Genomic DNA, 15,812 nt, shown 5'->3' on the forward strand with positions numbered 1-15,812 from the left:
GTCGCCTTCGCCCCCGAAGAGCGCGTCGCTTCCTTGATCACCAGACAGTGCATCGAAACCATCGCCGCCGAAGAGCGCATCGTTTCCGTCATTGCCCATAAGAATGTCATCGTCATCGTCGCCATTAACGGTATCATCACCCGCGCCAGCCATGACATTGTCGTTGCCTGAAGACCCGGATATTACATCATTGCCATCTGTCCCAATCAGAAGATCAGCAGCATCTGTTGTTTCATTGGCAATTGTTTGGGTGTCGCCGTCCTCGTCGATGTAGGATAGTAAATCCCCCGTCGTGTCATCAGATTGGAGTGGCTCAATGTCGTCAAAAGCATCGTCATCGGTGTCAGCGTCGCTAGTGCTGGTTTCGAACAGCATGACTGATCCAACGGCCATCATTCCCAAAAGTCCTGCCAAGAAAAGCATACGGCACATCACATTTCGCGTTGACTAGGCTTCGCAAAAAAGGGCGCTTCGGGCAAAGCGAATGAGATCAGTTGGTTAACGAGGTGGTGTGACGTCTTCGGGGATATCGATCAGTTCTATCAATTGATTTGTGAAGTCGCCGATGATTGGGATGAATTCGAATTGTGACAGCCACCACACGACCAACGATACCAAAATGGTGGCACCCATGACCGATCCCAAACCAAACGCCAAACCCCGCGTGAATTGAAAAAGAATGAGCCGCCATAACGAGTTATGGACCCTGATGAAACGATGCTTGTTCAGGGTTTCAAGCTCTGTTGTCAGCTTGTCCAAGCGGTCTTGCGTGTCGTCATTCATCGGGTGCATTCCAGAGTTTGGGTTGTTCTGTATAGGCGATGTAGAGTGGGTGTTTTGGATGTCCTGCTTTGGACAGTCCGAGGTGATAAAGCGGTTTACCAAGGTTGCGTAAAAGAATTTCTGCCTCTGCGCCACGGGATCTGTGCGCGCCATGTGTCCCCCAAGCGGCGATGATTTGATCGGCCTCTGTGGCGAATTGGAGAATCACTTCGTCATTCGCTGGACCTGTCGGATCAACGGCGGCCTTCATGTTGCGCGGATCCGTGTCGCGCCATGCGAAAATGTTGGTGACTGTGAAGCTGCCAAACCCCAATGTACGTGCGCGTCTTTCGCAGCGTTCGACCGTTGGATCATTTTGAACCTCGGTCGCCGTAGAGGGGTTCAGCATCACAAAGAGAACGCGTTTGCCTGCGGTGTTCCAAATGCGGGTCAATGCATAGCGATAGCTTTCGCAATCCGAGTAAATCGCGGTCGAGGGTGCATCGCCTTTGGTGTGGGTTCGCGTGATCATATGGCGTTTATGCCCGAAACCTGTGGTGCTGCAAATGCGATCACACTTTGGGGCGCACGAAAACGCGGGATGGGTGGAGTTCGCCTGCTTTGTAGACGCCAACGGCAACGGCTTCACAGTTGAGGGAGGCCCATGCTTCGTCGCCGTATTCGACGCCGTCTGCTGCAAACACCATGCCCGGATTACCATTGCGCAGTTTGACGGCACCTTCTTCCGAACAGCGAAGTTCTGTTAGATCATCAAGGCCGATTTCAAGCGGCTGGATGTGCCCGTCTAGTTCTGGCGTGCGCGCCATTGCTTCGACTTGCTCTAGCGTGATCCCTTTTTCGGCCTCGAACGGGCCTGACCAGATGCGGCGCAATTTCAGGACGTGACCATAACAGCCCAAAGCCTCGCCCAGATCACGCGCGATGGAACGGACGTAACCGCCTTTGCCACAGGTCATTTCCAGCTCGACATGATCTGCGTCAATGCGATCAATCAGTAGTAATTCTTCGACCCACAAAGGGCGCGCTGCCAGTGCTACGTCTTCGCCAGACCGCGCAAGTTTGTAGGCGCGCTGACCATCGATCTTGACGGCTGAGAACTTTGGCGGGACTTGGTCGATATCGCCGATAAGCGCCTGAAGCGCCTCTGTGATGCTGGCATCTTCTGGACGCAGATCGCTTTCTTGAAGGACCTCGCCCTCAGCATCATCTGTGTTGGTCGCTTGACCCAAACGTACCGTAAAACGGTAGGCCTTCAACGCATCCGTAATGTAGGGAACGGTCTTTGTGGCCTCGCCCAAGGCAATGGCAAGAACGCCAGTCGCTTCAGGATCAAGCGTACCGGCGTGGCCCGCTTTCTTCGCGTCCAAGGCCCATTTAACTTTGTTAACAACGGCGGTCGATGTGGGGCCTGCGGGTTTATCAATCACCAGCCAACCAGAAATATCGCGCCCTTTGCGGTTACGTGCCATGGAAATGTCCTTGAATGCTTGAACGCGCCGCCTATCCAATTGGGGCGGGCGCGTCAATTACTGGGCGGGGATAACCGTGCCGACGATGGGGCCAAGGCTTTGCCACCCAAGGCCCGATGCACCGATTTCAGGCGCGTACATCCGCGAGATGTTGCCGTCGAAATATAGCGCGTTGGGTGTTTTGAGGACGTCGCGGAAGTAGGAACCGAATTCATGGAACGTCACAGGATTGCGCGAAATCACAAAGGTTGCCTTGCTGCCATCCTTGTTCACACCAACGCCATTGCGGATAAATTTCGAGGTGCTGTTGATTAGAAAGCGCGGGTGCAATGCGCCGTCTATAACCAGCATAGGACCGGATTGGCTGGCGTACTTACAGGCAGGCGTTTTCTTTGCGAAGGCGCGGGATTCAATGACGTCTGCGCGGCCCTTGCCGATGCAAAACACGCCGTTGGGCAACAATCCAAAATTCCCAGGCCCATCGTTGGTGATCAGGCGCTGAGCCTGAAAACCGTCTTCAATATAGAGGCCAACCGGTGCGCGATCTTCGTGATACATGCCTGCGTTCATCGCAAAGCCAAGCTTCTTGTCTTCAAGTTTTAAGCTTGAATTGACCGAGGTGAAGTATCCGTGAACGCTGTCATCGCCCTCTTTAAGGAACAGGCGCAACTCTTCTTTGGTAAGATCAACTTCGCAAACAGAATACCCATTGCTAAGGTGTTCTGCCTTGCGGCACTCAGCAGCAAACATGGGGCCTGCAAGGCAAATCAAGAGGGTCGCAAGCCGCCAGATCATTCTTGCTCTGCCTCGTCCTCGTCCCTGCTGTCGGCGCGTTCGATGTCTTTACGCACGTGTTCTTGTTCGAACATACGGCGGGTTTCGTCCATTTTATCAAACATCTCATCAAGCCGGAAACGCATGTCCGGCGAGTGCTTGAGCGCCAGTTTTTTGTTGATCAAATGGCGCAATTCCCATTTGTTCTTGGCCAAAAGTGCGATGATGTCGTCTTTGCCCTCGCCGCCCAGCGGAAGCGCATAGACGGTCGCAACACGCAGGTCGGGGGTTACACGGACCTCGCCAATCGTGACGGACAAGCGGTTCAAATCAGGGTCGTGAATATCCCCGCGTTGCAGAATTTCTGACAATGCGCGACGTATCAATTCACCAACACGAAGTTGACGCTGCGATGGGCCGGAGCCGCTGGAATATGATTTCTTAGCCATGCGCCTCACTTAAGCGCTATCGTTGCCTTTGCCAAGCAGGCGCTTGCGGGTTATGGCTGGGCCAAAGAGACAAGGAATATTTCAATGAGCGAACTCCCCGGTATTGTCGTCACAGGCGCATCAGGTCGTATGGGCCAAATGTTGATCCAGACTATTCTGGAAAGCAAAACAGCCCGTCTTGTGGGGGCGCTGGAACGTAGGGGCCATGACTGGGTTGGTCGCGATGTTGGTGCTGCAATGGGCGGCGCGGATATTGGTGTTTTGGTTACGGACGATCCTTTGGAGGCGTTTGCGAAGGCGCAAGCCGTGATTGATTTCACAGCACCTGCTGCGAGCGTTGCGTTTGCTGGCTTGGCCGCGCAAGCGCGCGCTGTGCACGTGATTGGGACGACTGGATTTGACGATAGTCATTGGGCTGCGTTTACCGCTGCTGCGCGACACGCGCCGATTGTGCGGGCTGGCAACATGAGCCTTGGTGTCAATCTGTTGACGCAATTGACGAAAAAGGTGGCCGCTGCGTTGGACGAGGATTTTGATATCGAAGTCATCGAGGCCCACCATAACATGAAGGTTGATGCCCCTTCTGGGACTGCATTGATGTTAGGTGAAGCCGCTGCTGAAGGGCGTTGTGTCGCGTTGAGTGACGTGCGCGATAGCGGGCGCGATGGAATCACTGGCGCACGCAAGCGCGGCGATATCGGGTTCACGGCTATTCGTGGTGGCGATATTGTGGGTGAGCATGATGTGTTATTCGCGGCGGCAGGCGAACGGATTATTCTACGCCATATGGCCACAGATCGGCGTGTTTTCGCACGTGGCGCGTTGAAGGCTGCACTTTGGGGGCAGGGTAAGGCACCGGGTGAATATGATATGCTGGATGTTCTTGGGCTCTGAATAACTGCATTGTCGGCAATTTTTCACCATTTTCCTGTGTCACTTTACTTTTGATTGATCCGAATCTGCCAAATAGGCGTAAATTAGGCATTAACTGAGGAGTCTGACCAATGTGGAAAACATGCGCGTTTATCTTTGCCCTTATCGCAGTTCCTGCGTTTGCTTCTGCGGGTTACACGAAGATCGACAACAAGTCTGAGTTCTTGAAAGTCATTCAGGGCAAAACGCTGACACGCCCTTTGGTAAAGCTAAACGTCTCTTCTGCAGGTAGTATCACGGGTCGTGGTGCGACTTGGGATATTGAAGGCAAATGGAAATGGGAAAATGGCTATTTCTGTCGCAACCTTGTTTGGGGTGGCGAAGAGCTTGGCTATAATTGCCAAGAGGTTGGCCGGTCCGATGGAAAACTACGCTTCACATCAGATCAGGGCAAAGGCGACTCGGCTGAATTTGGGCTTCGTTAAGCGCGACGCCTAGAAATCTATTGCGATTCCCTTTTTCTCCCAATCGCCATACCGAACGGGTTCTGGACCTTCGCGGCCTCCAAGTTCGGTCGCTAGGTTCAAGTCTTTTGCGTTCTTGCGACGTTCTTCGGCCTCGGCCAATGCGCGTTTGGCAGCGTCGGGCAGGACTTTGTTCGTGGTGTCGTTAGGGCTACTCATAAGAGCGCTCCTTTCCTTGATGCTATACCCTTGATATACGCCGCGCTCTAGGAACGGCAAGAACCTCACACGAATTCTAAAGGGCGACACAATGGCAGATAACGGTGTAGCAGCGCGGCGCGCGGCAGCAGGATTGCTTGGACAGGTTCTGGACGAGCAGATTATGCTTTCTGAAGCGTTGGGTGCGCCGTTCATGCAAAAGCTGGTTTACGAGGACCGCGCGCGCGCGCAACGCCTTGCGTCTGAAACGCTACGTTCGCTGGAACGCGTTGATCGCATTTTGAAACCTTTCATGCGCAAACCACCCCCTTTGGCCGTGCACAATGTTCTGCGGATCGCCGCGTATGAGCTGTGCACAGGGGGTGCTGCGCATGGTGTTGTGAATGACGCGGTGACCAGTGTGGGTGCAAACCAACGGACTGTGAAGTTGAAAGGTCTGACAAACGCTGTTCTTCGTAAGGTGGTTGATAAAGGCCCGGAAGAATGGGCGAAACTGCGTGTCCCGCATTTACCAAAATGGCTGCGTGCGCCTTTGTCCAAAGCGTATGGTGCTGAAAATATTGCTGCGATTGAGCGTGCGCATTTTGAGGGTGCCCCTTTGGATTTGACGCCTAAGGGTGATCCTGAGGCCTTGGCAACGGCAGTCAACGGAACGCTTTTGCCAACAGGGTCGGTGCGTATTGAGGGGGCTGTACAAGTTTCTGCGCTCGCTGGATATCACGAGGGTGATTGGTGGGTTCAGGATGCGGCGGCGGCTTTGCCGGTGCAAATTCTTGATCCAAAAGCGGGCGAAGCGATTATAGATCTATGCTGTGCACCTGGCGGTAAAACCATGCAATTGACAGCAAGCGGCGCGGTGGTCACGGCTGTTGATTCTTCTGAGCGACGCATGCAGCGGGTTTCTGAGAACCTGACACGCGCGAAATTGAGCGCTGAACTTGTTGTGGGTGATGCGCTGGAAACCAACGGTCAATATGATGCGGTTCTGCTTGATGCGCCCTGTTCTGCAACAGGAACCATCCGTCGTCATCCCGATTTACCGCTGGTTAAAGACGGTGCAGAGTTTGGCGAGTTGATTGAGCTACAAGCGCAAATGTTGGCCCATGCGGTCACGCTGCTTAAACCAGGTGGACGCCTTGTGTTTTGCACCTGTTCCTTACTGCCCGACGAGGGCGAGTGCCACGTGGAAGACCTGCTGGAAATGCATCCAGAACTGGAGGTGGATCGCGACGCGCTGAAACGCACTGGTGTCAGTGAAGACTGGATTACCCAAGAAGGTGGCCTGCGCCTGCGCCCTGATTATTGGGCTGATAAGGGTGGCATGGACGGGTTTTACATCGCCCTTTTGCGCAAAACAGTGTGATGCGTGATTTCTGCGGTGACTTTTATTGCTGCGCAAGTTAATGTCGCCCTAATTAATCGCGCCACAAGAGCGTAAAAGGCAGAGCAGATGTCTACCGACAGCAAATGGTCAGCGCGGGCTACCCGTGCCATGCACCGCGTTCAGGCGCGGCTTGTCACCCGTCAAACGGCGGCGACTGGCTTTGTTTCGCAACCTGAACCGCGCACCATTGGTAGCTTTGCTAAAGGTCGCCAGCTTGCTGCAGGCAATATAATGTTTTCGGGTCATTTGGTCGAAGCGCCCGGCACCAGCCTTTGGAAAGTCACTCCACCAGACGCTGCTTTTGCGGATGAAGCGCATGGGTTTAGCTGGCTTGATGATCTGGCTGCGGTTGGGGATTCGTCGGCACGCATAGCGGCGCAAACGTGGGTTTTGGATTGGATCGACAGCTACGGGCGCGGCAAGGGGCCGGGCTGGGTGCCCGGGCTAACAGGACGCCGTTTGATCCGCTGGATTAACCACGCGCTGTTCCTATTGCGCGGTCAAGACGCAGAAGCGTCTGAAAAATTCTATCGCTCGCTGACCCAGCAAACGACATTCCTTGCGAAACGTTGGCATAAAACTGAACCCGGTTTGGCGCGGTTTGAGGCGCTGACCGGCATGATCTACGCAGGCCTGTCCCTAAGTGGGATGGAGGCGCATGTAACGCCAGCGGTCAAAGCTTTGGCGCGCGCGTGCAGCGATGAGATCGACGCGGAAGGCGGTATTTCGACCCGCAATCCCGAAGAGCTTCTTGATATTTTTATGCTGATTACTTGGGCAGCGGTTAGCCTGCGTGAGGCAGGTATAATCCCTCCGCAAGACCATCTGGATGCAATTGAACGTATCGCCCCGACGCTGCGATCTTTGCGTCACGCCGATGGAAGCCTTGCGCGGTTTTATGGGGGGGGGCGTGGTGTTGACGGACGGCTGGATCAAGCGCTGTCTAACTCTGAAGTGCGCCGTGGCGAGGCGGATGGGCTGTCCATGGGGTTCGCGCGTATGTCGGGTGGGCGTACGAGTTTGGTGATGGATGCGAGCATCCCGCCAAAGGGGGTTGCATTGCATAATGCGCATGCCTCAACGCTTGCGTTTGAACTTACGTCTGGGCGTCGACCTTTGATTGTGAATTGCGGGTTGGGCAAAGTGTTCGGTGAAGACTGGCGCAGCGCTGGGCGTGCGACGCAATCCCATTCTGTGCTTTCGATTGATGGCTATTCCAGCGCGCGTTTTGCGGCAAGTGGTACTAAGAAACGCAAACTTGAACTGCTGGTTGAAAACCCCAAACACGTCCCTTTTCAAGTGAGTGAAGCGCCTGATGGTGTTCGCATTCAAGCAGGACATGACGGGTACGATATGACCTATGGGCTGACGCAGGCACGAACATTGGAGCTGACGTTCAATGGGCGTGGGCTTGCAGGCGAGGACATGTTGCTTGCGCTTGAAGATGTCTCAAAGAAACGTTTTGACAAACGTATGGACGAGTTGAGTCTGCAAGGTGTCGCCTTTTCGATCCGATTTCATCTGCATCCAGAGGTCGATGCAGCGCTTGATATGGGGGAAACAGCGGTGTCGATGGCGCAAAAAAGTGGTGAACTCTGGGTTTTCCGCCATGATGGTGTTGCAAAACTTAGCCTAGAACCAAGCGTTTACCTTGAAAAAGGGCGTCTTCAGCCACGCGCGACAAAACAGATTGTTTTAACTGGGCGCGCAATGGACTATGCGACGCGCATCCGGTGGTCGCTTTCAAAAACGCAAGACACAGCTGTTGGCGTGCGCGATCTTGTACCGGATGACGATATGCAATTTTCGAATTCAGGATCTTGATAGCCATGACTGACCTTTCTCCCATCCGCCGCGCCTTGCTTTCCGTATCTGATAAGGCGGGGCTGATTGATCTTGGCCGTGCATTGTCTGGACGTGGGGTTGAATTGCTTTCCACTGGTGGTAGCGCAAAAGCGCTGCGCGATGCGGGTTTAGAAGTGCGCGATGTCGCTGATGTGACGGGTTATCCTGAAATGATGGACGGTCGTGTGAAAACGCTGCACCCTGCAGTTCACGGTGGTTTGCTGGCCTTGCGCGATAACGAAGCGCATGTGGCCGCGATGGATGAGCACAACATTGGTGCAATCGATCTACTGGTTGTGAACCTGTACCCGTTTGAAGAGACGGTTGCTAAGGGTGGCGATTACGACACGTGCATCGAGAACATTGATATCGGTGGCCCTGCAATGATCCGTGCTGCTGCGAAGAACCATGCGTTTGTGAGTGTGGTTGTGGATGTTGAAGACTACGATGCTTTGTTGTCTGAACTTGATGCGAATAATGGTCAGACCACTTACGCGTTCCGCCAGAAGCTGGCGCAAACGGCTTATGCGCGCACGTGTGCCTATGATGCGGCGGTTTCCACGTGGATGGCAGATGCGCTGGGCGAGACAGCGCCGCGACGTCGCGCGTTTGCAGGCACTTTGTCCCAAACTTTGCGGTATGGTGAGAACCCACATCAGACAGCGGCGTTTTACGTTGATGGCACTGCGCGCGCAGGTGTTGCGACCGCCAAGCAGCATCAGGGTAAAGAGCTAAGCTATAACAACATCAATGATACAGACGCCGCGTTTGAACTGGTGGCTGAGTTTGATCCGTCCGTGTCTGCGGCCTGCGCAATTATCAAGCACGCGAACCCGTGTGGTGTTGCGGTTGGATCGTCCCTGCTGGACACCTATAAGCAAGCGTTTGATTGTGATCGCACGTCTGCGTTTGGCGGTATCGTTGCGTTTAACCAGCCTTTGGATGAAGCGACCGCGAAAGAGATTGTTGGCATCTTTACCGAAGTCGTCATTGCGCCCGGTGCATCTGATGCAGCCCGTGCGGTTTTTGCCGCTAAGAAAAACCTGCGCTTGTTGACGACAGACGGTCTGCCAAACACGCAGTCGGGTGGTTTGACCTATCGCCAAGTCGCGGGCGGCATGTTGGTGCAGGACAAGGATAACGGGTTTGTTGGATTGGACGATCTGAAGGTCGTGACGAAGCTGGCCCCAACGGATTCACAAATGCGTGATTTGTTCTTTGCTTGGAAAGTTGCGAAGCACGTTAAATCCAATGCGATTGTCTATGTCAAAGACGGCGCAACGGTTGGCGTCGGTGCGGGACAGATGAACCGTCTTGATAGTGCATTGATTGCTGCGAAAAAGGCAGAGCGCATGGCAGAGGTGTTGGGACTTGAGACGCCATTGTCGGTTGGGTCTGCGGTTGCGTCTGATGCGTTCTTCCCATTCGCAGACGGCTTAATGGAAGCGGCTGCTGCGGGTGCGTCTTGCGTTATACAACCTGGAGGGTCTATGCGTGACGATGAAGTGATCGCAGCTGCAGACGAAGCAGGTCTCGCAATGGTGTTTACGGGTATGCGCCATTTCCGCCATTAATGATTTGATTTGAAGGAGGACGCACATGCGTCTGGTGTTTTGGGCAGGTTTTTGGGTGTTTCTCGCGGATCAAGCGACGAAATACTTCGTGGTTCACTGGATGAACCTGAGGGATGTGGGCAGCATTGATGTGCTGCCGCCCTTCTTAAACCTGCGCATGGCATGGAATTACGGGATAAACTTCGGACTGTTTGCTGGTGATAGTTCGTCGACGCGTTGGATATTGATTGGGATCGCGCTGATGATCATTGCCTTCGTGCTTTATTGGCTGCGCAAAGAAGACTTTGGGCGCATCGGTTTGATCAGTGCGGGTATCTTGGTCGGTGGTGCGCTGGGCAACATTATTGATCGTGTGCTCTACGGTGCGGTTGCGGATTTCCTGAACATGAGCTGCTGTGGTTTTACCAACCCGTTCTCGTTCAACATTGCTGATATTGCGATTTTTGCAGGTGCGTTTGGCATGGTGATTTTCGCGGGTGATGGTGAAGAAAAGAAGAAAGACGCTTGATCCTTGGCGGGGTTTTGCAACAATGAAAAAGTCAGGGTGACGTCAGATGAACAATAGGCTAAACCCAGAGCGAACGGAGCGGAGTTTAACCATGCGGCCGGCGAGCAGTTTGATTTTTATCTTGGTACTAAGCCTCGCAGCTTGCGGGGATAAAAATTTGCGTGATCTAGCTGATCCAAGTGCCGGTCCTGAAGAATTCAAAATTCTGCCAAACAAGCCCTTGGTGGCGCCTGAAAATTATAAAACATTGCCTACTCCGACGCCGGGCAGTGCTAATTTGGTTGATGCGACTCCCAAGAAAGACGCGATCGCGGCCCTTGGTGGAAATCCATCGCTGCTGGATGCAAACACGGTACCGAGCAGTGATAAGGCGTTGGTTGTAAACGCAACGCGCTACGGTGTGCCTGCGGGCATTCGTGCGCAAACAACCACGGAAGACGAAGCCTTCCGTAAGCGTCGTGGCCGTTTCTCAAACATTCGTTTGTTCAAAACGGATCGCTACGGCAGCGTCTACAAGCGTCAAACGCTCGATGCTCGCAAGACGTTGGATGCAAGCCGTAGCGCTGGTGTTAAAACGCCAACAGCGCCACCCGCTAACTAAGCGACCTCTCACAAAGCTGTCAGGTCGCTTGAAACGCGGCCTTCTGCACGTAGGTTGTTATCAAGACCGACCCAATACTGACCTAGTGTGAGGAATACCTAATGCGCTTTGGACTTCGCGTGGCTGTGCCTGTTTTGGCGCTGCTGATTGCCCCTTTTGCTGTAGCGGCTGAAACTGTGCGCTGGGATGATCAAGTCAGCTCATTTAACTTGGACAATGGAATGGAAGTCGTGGTGATCGAAGATCATCGTGCGCCGGTTGTCGTTCACATGCTTTGGTACCGCGCAGGGGCGGCGGATGAAAAGCCGGGCGTGTCTGGTGTCGCGCATTTCTTGGAACACTTGTTGTTCAAAGCGACGGACACTCTGGAAAGTGGTGAGTTTTCAAAGACAGTTGCTGCTAATGGTGGGTCTGGCAATGCGTTCACCTCGCAAGATTACACAGGGTATTATCAACGCGTTGCTGCGGATCGTCTTGAATTGATGATGCAGATGGAAGCGGACCGGATGGTCAATCTAAAGATCACCGAGGCCGACATCTTGACTGAACGCGAGGTGATTATCGAAGAACGTAACCAGCGCACAGAGAACGACCCCGGCGCGTTATTTGGCGAGCAGGCGAATGCTGCTTTGTACCTTAACCACCCCTACGGCGTTCCGATTATTGGATGGCGTCACGAGATGGAAACGCTGGGCCTGCAAGACACGCTGGCGTATTACGAACAGTTCTATGCGCCCAATAACACCGTACTAATCGTTGCTGGCGATGTGACACCTGAAGAGGTGAAGGTCTTGGCGCAGCGCCATTATGGTCCCATCACAGCAAACCCAGAATTGCCTGCGCGCGCGCGCCCTCAGGAACCTGAACATAACGCAGCACGTCGTTTGGTGTTTGAAGATGCCCGTGTTGCGCAGCCTTATGTGCGTCGTTCCTATCTTGCGCCTGAGCGTGACAGTGGGGATCAGAAAACTGCAGCTGCATTGATGCTGGGCGCGGCACTTTTGGGGGATGGTCAAACTTCGGTCATGACGCAAAAGCTACAATTCGAAGAAAAAAGCGCGGTCTATGCGACGGCCTTTTATCGCGGCACATCGCTTGACAATACGCAATTCACAACGGTCGTCGTGCCTGTTCCGGGCGTTAGTCTGCGCGAAGCGGAAGATAATATGGACCGTGTGATTCAAGAATTTATGGATGGCCCAATCGATCTGGCGCATCTTGATCGGATCAAACGCAACATGCGCGCGCAGGAAATTTACGCCAAAGATAACGTTCAAGGACTTGCCAATAAGTTTGGGCGCGCTTTGACGGCGGGTTTGACAGTGAAGGACATTCTGGAGTGGCCCGATGTGGTTGAGAGCGTGACCGAAGCGGATATTAAGGCTGCTTTAAGCAAAGTCTTAGAGGATAGTTTATCCGTAACGGGCTGGCTGACATCAGATGCGGAGACAGTAAAATGAACCGGATTTTTTATAGCTTCGTAACGGCGTTTGTCTTGATCGCAGCACCGCTGCGCGCGGATGTTGATATCCAAGAAGTCACGTCGCCCATGGGGTTAAAGGCGTGGTTGGTCGAGGATCACACGATCCCCTTCATGGCATTGCGTGTCGGTTTTGAGGGCGGTGCGTCCTTGGATCGTCCAGAAAAACGCGGTGCGGTTAATCTGATGATGGCACTGCTTGAAGAAGGGACTGGCGATCTTGATGCACGTGGTTTCGCGCAAGAGGTCGATGAATTGGCCGCGTCGTTCAGCTACAATGCCACTGACGATTCCGTCAGTGTTTCAGCGCGTATGTTAAGCGAAAATCGCGATCAAGCGATTGCGCTTTTGAGGGGCGCAATGACGGCTCCGAACTTTGATCAAAGTGCGATTGATCGTGTAAAAGGGCAGGTGCTGTCGGGGATCCAATCTGATCTGAAAGACCCGAACTCGATTGCGAGCGCAGCGTTTGATTTGGCCGCTTTTGGGGATCATCCCTACGGAAGCGACACCAGCGGAACGGTTGAAAGCGTTACCGCTTTGACGCGCGATGACATCTTTAAGGCGCACCGTGATACCATGGCGCGTGATCGTGTTTTCATTAGTGCTGTTGGTGACATTACCGCTGCTGATCTTGGTGCATTGCTTGATACGTTGCTTGCGGATTTGCCTGAGATAGGCGCTACTATGCCCGTGCATGTCGATGTGTCGCTAGAGCCTGGGATCACAGTCATTCCATATGAAACGCCGCAGTCTGTTGCGTTGTTTGGGCATCGAGGCATCAAGCGCGACGATCCTGATTTCTTTGCGGCGTTCGTTGCGAATACGATCCTTGGTGGTGGTGGCTTTGAAAGCCGCTTGATGACAGAGGTTCGCGAAAAGCGTGGTTTGACTTATGGTGTGCAGTCCTATCTTGCGCCCAAAGACCACGCTGAAATGGTGATTGGGCAGCTTGCATCCGCCAATAACCGCATGGGGGCTGCGATTGATGTGATCAAGGACGAATGGGCCAAGATTGCAGAGGTTGGCGTGACGCAGGCAGAGCTGGATCAGGCCAAAACCTATCTGACGGGTGCCTATCCGTTGCGCTTTGACGGGAACGGGCCTATCGCCAATATTCTGGTTGGGATGCAGATGCAGCGCCTGTCTACGGACTACGTCAATACGCGCAACGCGTCTGTGAATGCGGTGACGCTGGAAGAGATCAATCGTTTGATCAAGCGCGTGTATTTGCCGGACGAATTGCATTTTACCGTCGTTGGTCAGCCCGAAGGTCTGTAAGGTGCGGCGCGCCCTTGATTGAAGGGCGCTCGCTTTTGCTTAGTGGTTGGCGAAGAACTCAAGGACGGCGTTTGTGATCAAAGCATGATCTGCGATACGTGCGCGTGTTCCGCCTTCGCAAAGTTCGCCGTCGCCTGCGACTTCATCCTCTAAGATTTCCATGCCGCGATCGGTACAAACCCCCAGAAAATCGAAGTGTGTTAGGCTGGCAGGTTCGATGTAGCGCGTTGTCTCTTTTGGCAGTGCAGCTACCAGCGCGCGGCTTTCACGATTTAGATCAAGCGAGCCCATGGATTGCTTTGGCGCACCGAACACAAGAAGCGGAATTTTGATTGCCGCGATCGTTGCGGTGTTGAACGTTTGTGTGCCGCCTAGATCGAACACGGCGATGGCCTTTATGCGTGGATCGCTTAGATCTTGTTCCATCGCTTGGACGTCTTGCGGGGTCTTTGCGATGTTCCACATATCGCTGATTTCACAGATCAAATCCGTTGGATCGGCGGCGCAATCGGCTTGGACTTTAGCGCCATCATAGCGACCACCCGCAAGCCAAACGGCAGTCCACCCACCCAGTGAATGCCCCCCCATAAAGATGCGTTCAGGATCTATCAGGGGTGCAAAACGCGTGTCATTTAGCAAGTGTGTAATAACCCGAGACACATCGCGCGGACGTTCCCACAACCGACGCGCATCATCGGGATCGCGCAGCCAAGTAGACGTGCCGGGGTGGCTGAGGGAAGCTACGATGTACCCCTTTGATACCAGTGCCGCGGCTAACCAGTTTTGATTGCGCTCGTTGCCATACATGCCGTGTGACAGAACCACCAAAGGGTGTTTGCCCCTCAAAGGTGTCGCCTTCTTAGCGGCATCTACGCCGACCCAAACCCCGTTGGATTGGATACGCTTTACCCGTGCATCGTCGTGTGCGGGATACCAGATCAGCCCTTTGACAGGGCGATCCTTTTGCGCGTCGCTTACTTTGAATGTCTGCCAGCCCATCACGTGATTATCAGCATGGGCTTGGCCCGCTGCAATGAGCAGGCCTAGGGAAAGAATGTGCATAAGTCGTTTCATGTCGAACTCCAATGTATTTGCGTGATACCAATGGAGTTGCGCAGTTTGCCTGCTTTGGGCAACGTAGCGGGGGTCTGAAACCTGTCCTTAAACCCGATCTAGGACAACACGAACGTGAAAGAGGACATATGCAGGACAGTGCAATGTTGGTTTTACCGCTGCCGATCCTGACCGCGTTGCTAGGTGCTGCGATTGCTATGCTGATCCTGCGGCTTGATCTGGGAAGCAGGAGCGCGACGATCTTGTTCGCGCTGTTGTTCGCTTTGCTAAGCTTTAGTTCGCTTCTGGTGGGATTGCGGTTTGGCTACGGGATGGAGCAAGTGATCCTGATCCAGCGAACCTTGCCGTTGCTGGTTGGGCCGTTGTTGTATCTGGGGTTTGCGGCGTTTGTGATCCCGAAAGAGCTATTTACGCGCGCGCTTTTGTTGCATTTGGGCGTGGCGTTCGCTGTGATTGCTGTGGTGCTTTTGTCGCCAAGGCCGATCTATGCGCTCGATTGGGTAATCACGCTTAGCTACATGTTCTATCTGGTGGCGCATTGGCGGCTTTGGCGAAAGGGACCCGATTATCTGATCCACGCCTATTTTGATGTGGCGCAGAAAGTGTCGAACTGGATGCTGCGCGGTATGGTTTTGCTGCTGGTGATCTTGGTGATTGATACGGTGATCGCGCTGGACTTCATGCTGAACCAAGGGCGCAATGCAAAGATGCTGATCTCTATCGCGTCGATCCCGTTTTTCGTTGGCTTGTTAGGGTTTATTTTTGTGCTGCCATCGCTGATTTCTGCACCGCGTGCCAAAAGTGACGCGTTGCTGCCAAGCTTGTTCAGCCTATCGACACCGCGCGATTCGCGAAAGCGGCTGCATTTGCAGTGCGTGGGCGCGATGAACTGGCCAAGACTGGCCACTCCCCTGATGGCCAAAAGATCCTGCGCCGCTTTTCCACTTGGGAAGTCTGCCGCTATCTAATCCCCGTTGCACCTGCTCATTTTCGCCGTGTGTTGCGCGCCAATCCTGACTTGCCTCAAGGGGTTG

At 53.8% G+C, this 15,812-nt stretch carries 16 protein-coding genes and 2 pseudogenes; 10 read left to right on the forward strand and 8 right to left on the reverse strand.

The genetic code is table 11. The annotated features are described in order from the left end of the window. From QZ279_RS12170 to rbfA, 6 genes and pseudogenes are all read right to left on the reverse strand, one after another. A pseudogene (locus QZ279_RS12170) lies at positions 1–423 on the reverse strand (calcium-binding protein); the annotation flags it as partial. A 75-nt stretch (positions 424–498) separates the two neighbouring features. Then, the gene (locus QZ279_RS12175; RefSeq protein WP_293451233.1) at positions 499–783 is read right to left on the reverse strand and encodes a DUF5665 domain-containing protein; all 285 of its coding nucleotides are present in this window, start codon (positions 781–783) and stop codon (positions 499–501) included. Continuing rightward, a complete protein-coding gene (locus QZ279_RS12180; RefSeq protein ID WP_293451235.1) occupies positions 776–1,294 on the reverse strand; it encodes a DUF1643 domain-containing protein in 519 nt (172 codons plus the stop codon). The genes QZ279_RS12175 and QZ279_RS12180 overlap by 8 nt, the downstream gene beginning before the upstream one ends. Positions 1,295–1,334: 40 nt before the next feature. Beyond that, positions 1,335–2,252 (reverse strand): tRNA pseudouridine(55) synthase TruB, encoded by a 918-nt coding sequence (gene truB / locus QZ279_RS12185; protein ID WP_293451237.1) that lies wholly within the window; start codon positions 2,250–2,252, stop codon positions 1,335–1,337. Positions 2,253–2,309: 57 nt separating this feature from the next. Continuing rightward, positions 2,310–3,002 carry a phosphodiester glycosidase family protein gene (locus QZ279_RS12190; protein WP_293451238.1) on the reverse strand — a complete coding sequence of 231 codons (693 nt, stop codon included), beginning with the start codon at positions 3,000–3,002 and terminating at the stop codon, positions 2,310–2,312. Positions 3,003–3,043: 41 nt separating this feature from the next. Next, complete coding sequence (rbfA, locus tag QZ279_RS12195; protein WP_293451240.1) at positions 3,044–3,475, reverse strand: 30S ribosome-binding factor RbfA; 432 nt, start codon at positions 3,473–3,475, stop codon at positions 3,044–3,046. 84 nt (positions 3,476–3,559) lie between these two features. Here rbfA and dapB point away from each other — a divergent pair, with 84 nt between their 5' ends. Continuing rightward, complete coding sequence (gene dapB / locus QZ279_RS12200) at positions 3,560–4,369, forward strand: 4-hydroxy-tetrahydrodipicolinate reductase (RefSeq protein ID WP_293451242.1); 810 nt, start codon at positions 3,560–3,562, stop codon at positions 4,367–4,369. A gap of 110 nt (positions 4,370–4,479) precedes the next feature. After that, the gene (locus tag QZ279_RS12205; RefSeq protein ID WP_293451244.1) at positions 4,480–4,833 is read left to right on the forward strand and encodes a dihydrodipicolinate reductase; all 354 of its coding nucleotides are present in this window, start codon (positions 4,480–4,482) and stop codon (positions 4,831–4,833) included. A gap of 9 nt (positions 4,834–4,842) precedes the next feature. Here QZ279_RS12205 and QZ279_RS12210 read toward each other — a convergent pair whose 3' ends face one another. Next, a complete protein-coding gene (locus tag QZ279_RS12210) occupies positions 4,843–5,031 on the reverse strand; it encodes a DUF1674 domain-containing protein (protein ID WP_293451246.1) in 189 nt (62 codons plus the stop codon). A gap of 91 nt (positions 5,032–5,122) precedes the next feature. On the opposite strand from QZ279_RS12210, the gene QZ279_RS12215 reads away from it, so the two are divergent. From QZ279_RS12215 to QZ279_RS12245, 7 genes are all read left to right on the forward strand, one after another. Further along, positions 5,123–6,394 carry a transcription antitermination factor NusB gene (locus QZ279_RS12215; RefSeq protein ID WP_293451248.1) on the forward strand — a complete coding sequence of 424 codons (1,272 nt, stop codon included), beginning with the start codon at positions 5,123–5,125 and terminating at the stop codon, positions 6,392–6,394. Positions 6,395–6,481: 87 nt separating this feature from the next. Then, complete coding sequence (locus QZ279_RS12220; protein WP_293451250.1) at positions 6,482–8,239, forward strand: heparinase II/III family protein; 1,758 nt, start codon at positions 6,482–6,484, stop codon at positions 8,237–8,239. Between the two features lie 5 nt (positions 8,240–8,244). Continuing rightward, entirely contained in the window at positions 8,245–9,834 is a 1,590-nt protein-coding gene (purH, locus tag QZ279_RS12225; protein WP_293451252.1) for a bifunctional phosphoribosylaminoimidazolecarboxamide formyltransferase/IMP cyclohydrolase, read from the forward strand. A 25-nt stretch (positions 9,835–9,859) separates the two neighbouring features. Then, positions 9,860–10,342, forward strand: a complete 483-nt coding sequence (lspA, locus tag QZ279_RS12230) for a signal peptidase II (RefSeq protein ID WP_293451254.1) — start codon at positions 9,860–9,862, stop codon at positions 10,340–10,342. Positions 10,343–10,499: 157 nt separating this feature from the next. Beyond that, positions 10,500–10,943: a DUF3035 domain-containing protein gene (locus tag QZ279_RS12235; RefSeq protein WP_293451256.1), complete on the forward strand. Its 444-nt coding sequence runs from the start codon at positions 10,500–10,502 to the stop codon at positions 10,941–10,943. A gap of 101 nt (positions 10,944–11,044) precedes the next feature. Then, positions 11,045–12,403, forward strand: coding sequence for a pitrilysin family protein (locus tag QZ279_RS12240; RefSeq protein WP_293451258.1), 1,359 nt, complete (start codon positions 11,045–11,047; stop codon positions 12,401–12,403). After that, a complete protein-coding gene (locus tag QZ279_RS12245; RefSeq protein ID WP_293451260.1) occupies positions 12,400–13,704 on the forward strand; it encodes a pitrilysin family protein in 1,305 nt (434 codons plus the stop codon). Before QZ279_RS12240 ends, QZ279_RS12245 begins: the two co-directional genes overlap by 4 nt. Positions 13,705–13,743: 39 nt before the next feature. Here the strand turns inward: QZ279_RS12245 and QZ279_RS12250 are convergent, their stop codons facing one another. Continuing rightward, positions 13,744–14,778 (reverse strand): alpha/beta fold hydrolase, encoded by a 1,035-nt coding sequence (locus QZ279_RS12250; RefSeq protein ID WP_293451262.1) that lies wholly within the window; start codon positions 14,776–14,778, stop codon positions 13,744–13,746. 811 nt (positions 14,779–15,589) lie between these two features. Between QZ279_RS12250 and QZ279_RS12255 the strand changes: the two are divergent. Beyond that, positions 15,590–15,812: pseudogene (locus QZ279_RS12255) on the forward strand (ATPase); the annotation flags it as partial.

Origin of the sequence: Planktotalea sp. (genome assembly GCF_018607965.1) — a bacterium.
Classification (GTDB): Bacteria; Pseudomonadota; Alphaproteobacteria; order Rhodobacterales; family Rhodobacteraceae; genus Planktotalea.